We start from the raw sequence: 2,992 nt of genomic DNA on the forward strand, positions 1-2,992 counted from the left end.
CTCGACGGCCAGCTCATGGTCGTCCTCGACGTCGATCGCGTTCTCGAAATCGTGCCCAAAACAACGCTCGCAGCATAGCGCCGCTCGTCAAGCAAGGAAGCAAAAATGAAAACCTGTCTTGTCGTCGATGACTCCAGCATCGTGCGAAAAATCGCGCGCCGCATCCTGGAGGAAATGGACTTCCAGATTACCGAGGCCGAGGACGGCGAGCAGGCGCTGGAAGCCTGCAAGGATGCCATGCCGGACGCGGTTCTGCTCGACTGGAACATGCCTGTCATGGACGGCTACGAATTCCTCGGCAACCTGCGCCGCCTGCCCGGCGGCGACGTACCCAAGGTCGTGTTCTGCACCACCGAGAACGGCATGGATCATATCTCGCGCGCGCTGCATGCCGGCGCCAACGAATACATCATGAAGCCGTTCGACAAGGACATCGTCGCGGCAAAATTCCAGGAAGTTGGTCTGGTCGCGCTCCCGGAACAGAGCTCGATCTAAATGTTATCCGCTTGCCCTTGAGAGGCCGCCCGTGAACCCGCCAGACTATGAGTATCTGCGTAAGCTCCTGAAGGATCATTCCGGTCTCGACCTTTCCGCAGACAAGCAATACCTGATCGAAAGTCGCCTGCTTCCGCTGTCGCGCAAATGCGGCGTGTCGGGTATCGGCGAGCTCGTGCAGAAAATGAGGGGCGGATCGTCCTTGATCATCGCCCAGGTGGTCGAAGCCATGACCACCAACGAGACCTTCTTCTTCCGCGACAGGGTGCCGTTCGAGCACTTCCGCGATACGATCATGCCGGAGATGTTGAAGGCGCGCGCCGGCCGCAAGAGCATCAGGATCTGGTGCGCTGCCGGCTCAACCGGGCAGGAACCGTATTCGCTTGCCATGTCCCTGAAGGAAATGGGCGCGGCGTTGGCCGGATGGCGGGTCGAAATCATCGCGACGGACTTGTCGACGGAAGTGCTTGAGAAATCGAAGTCCGGCATCTACAGCCAGTTCGAGGTCCAGCGCGGCCTTCCGATTCAATTGCTCGTCAAGTATTTCAAGCAGAACGGCGAGCTCTGGCAGATCAACCCGGAGCTCCGCGCCATGGTTCAGCACCGGCAATTGAACCTGCTGCACGATTTCTCCCAGCTCGGCGTCTTCGATATCCTCTTCTGCCGGAACGTCCTGATCTATTTCGATCAGGACACCAAGATCAGTATCTTTGGCCGTCTTGCCAAGGCGATGGAAGGCGACGGATTCCTGGTGCTGGGCGCGGCGGAAACGGTTGTCGGCCTGACTGATGTCTTCAAGCCGTTCCCGGACAGGCGCGGTCTCTATCGGCCGAGCGGCGCGCGTGCAGCATCTCCGCAGGCCGCGACGTCGATGCCGAAAATCGCGGCGATGGCAGGACGGTGAGCGATGACAGAGGACGGCAAGGGCGCGGAAAGAGTCACGTTCAGCCGGGGCTATGACGTCTGCATCATGGCGATCGACGGGACCTGGCGCAGGGACTGCCAGCTCAACGCGATCTCGGACACCGACGCCGAGCTGACCGTGGAAGGCTCCATTCAAGGTCTCAATCTCAAGGAGTTCTTCCTGCTGCTGTCGTCGACCGGCCTCGCCTATCGCCGATGCGAACTCGTTCGCGTCAACGGCACGGAAATGGACATTCGCTTTCTGAGAGGCAAGCACGGAAAAAAGCGGCCGGGCGCCTCGTCAAAGGCCGAAGAGGCAATGCTTTGAGGCAGCGAGCCCTGTCAGACTAAACGCTCCGGCGCGGGTGATTTGCCGGTTCCGACGCACAGGCGCTCGAGCGCCAGCCAGTACATTTTTGACGTAGCGATCGTTCCATAGCAGCAGGCGGTTATTCGTCGCAGGCCTGCAACGCGGCGGTAGCCTTCATGTAGCGGGGATACGTCGTCGAGCACGATGACGGTGGTGGAACTCTCGGGGTTGCCGGGTGAAGTTTTCCCCCGGCGATCGTCTGTTCAATCAGCCGCAGACTCTTCTGGACGTGCTCGATCAGGCTCACGAGGTCCGAAACCACGGCGCAGTAGCCGTCATCCTGGTCGTGCGACGCCGTCGCCTGCTGCATCCTGCATGAGTGCACTCTTAGTTACTTTTTTAGGCGTGCGTTGCTACTTGTGCGCTAAGCCATGGTCCCGTACAAATACGGTCCGGTATGCAGTTGAATACCGTTATCCGAGTGTGCGTCCCATTCAACCACGCATGGACGATGGAACATGGCTGAAAAGGCCCCCTCCCGCGGGGAGATTTTTGTAGTCGATGACGACCCTGCCGTTCGCGACACGCTTTCGATGGTCCTGACGGCAGGTGGCTACCAGGTCATCTGCTTTGCCGACGGCGCCGCTCTGCTGGCAGTCGCACGAACGCGCACGCCAGCCTGCATCCTGCTCGATGTGCATATCCCCGGAAAGTCCGGTCTCGATATTCTGAAAGAGCTTCATGGTGAGGATTACCCTGCGCCGATCTTCATGATCTCAGGACAGGGCGATATCGCCATGGCGGTCAGCGCCATCAAGAGCGGCGCGCTGGACTTCATCGAGAAGCCGTTTCGCGGCAGCGAAATCGTGGCAAGGCTCGATGAGGCGATCGAGGCCTATGCGCGCCGGCAGGCGCAAAACGCGCAGTCGCGCATTGCGACCCTGCATTTTCCAGGGCGCGAACCGCTTACGCGGCGCGAGCGCGAGGTGCTGGAACAATTCACCGCCGGCGCTTCCAATAAGGAAGCCGGGCGGCATCTCGGGATCAGCCCGCGCACGATCGAGGATCATCGCGCCAACATCATGAAGAAGCTTGGCGCGCGGAATGCCGCCGACCTGGTCCGGATCGTGATGACAACCCAGCGTCAGGGTCAGGTCTGATTGTAGGTTCTGAGGCCTGATCCGGCGCAAGCCTGCGTCGGCTAGTATTGCGTCACAACCGTTCAAATCCTCATCCTGAGAGCCTGACCGAAAAAGAAAGTTGAGTGATTTCAGCCCGTTGTGA

Annotated in this window: 5 protein-coding genes; 4 read left to right on the forward strand and 1 reads right to left on the reverse strand. The window is 59.8% G+C overall.

From position 1 onward, the window contains the following. Positions 1 to 105: 105 nt before the first annotated feature. Genes CP49_RS01045 through CP49_RS01055 form a run of 3 tightly spaced genes read left to right on the forward strand, consistent with a single transcriptional unit; the run spans position 106 to position 1,726 of the window. On the forward strand, positions 106 to 495 hold the full coding sequence (locus tag CP49_RS01045; RefSeq protein WP_057848444.1) for a response regulator: 390 nt from the start codon (positions 106 to 108) through the stop codon (positions 493 to 495). A gap of 31 nt (positions 496 to 526) precedes the next feature. Beyond that, a complete protein-coding gene (locus CP49_RS01050) occupies positions 527 to 1,399 on the forward strand; it encodes a CheR family methyltransferase (protein ID WP_057848445.1) in 873 nt (290 codons plus the stop codon). Between the two features lie 3 nt (positions 1,400 to 1,402). Then, positions 1,403 to 1,726, forward strand: coding sequence for a hypothetical protein (locus tag CP49_RS01055; RefSeq protein WP_057848446.1), 324 nt, complete (start codon positions 1,403 to 1,405; stop codon positions 1,724 to 1,726). Positions 1,727 to 1,847: 121 nt separating this feature from the next. Here CP49_RS01055 and CP49_RS01060 read toward each other — a convergent pair whose 3' ends face one another. After that, positions 1,848 to 2,078 (reverse strand): hypothetical protein, encoded by a 231-nt coding sequence (locus CP49_RS01060; RefSeq protein WP_057848447.1) that lies wholly within the window; start codon positions 2,076 to 2,078, stop codon positions 1,848 to 1,850. 148 nt (positions 2,079 to 2,226) lie between these two features. Here CP49_RS01060 and CP49_RS01065 point away from each other — a divergent pair, with 148 nt between their 5' ends. After that, entirely contained in the window at positions 2,227 to 2,868 is a 642-nt protein-coding gene (locus CP49_RS01065) for a response regulator transcription factor (RefSeq protein ID WP_057848448.1), read from the forward strand. Positions 2,869 to 2,992 lie beyond the last annotated feature (124 nt).

The organism is Bradyrhizobium valentinum (genome assembly GCF_001440405.1).
GTDB lineage: Bacteria > Pseudomonadota > Alphaproteobacteria > Rhizobiales > Xanthobacteraceae > Bradyrhizobium > Bradyrhizobium valentinum.

Excerpts from the sequence above, each read along its gene's own strand:
- CP49_RS01060 (WP_057848447.1), bottom strand. The coding sequence starts at position 2,078 with ATGCAGCAGGCGACGGCGTCGCACGACCAGGATGACGGCTACTGCGCC.
- CP49_RS01045 (WP_057848444.1), top strand. The coding sequence starts at position 106 with ATGAAAACCTGTCTTGTCGTCGATGACTCCAGCATCGTGCGAAAAATC.
- CP49_RS01065 (WP_057848448.1), top strand. The coding sequence starts at position 2,227 with ATGGCTGAAAAGGCCCCCTCCCGCGGGGAGATTTTTGTAGTCGATGAC.
- CP49_RS01055 (WP_057848446.1), top strand. The coding sequence starts at position 1,403 with ATGACAGAGGACGGCAAGGGCGCGGAAAGAGTCACGTTCAGCCGGGGC.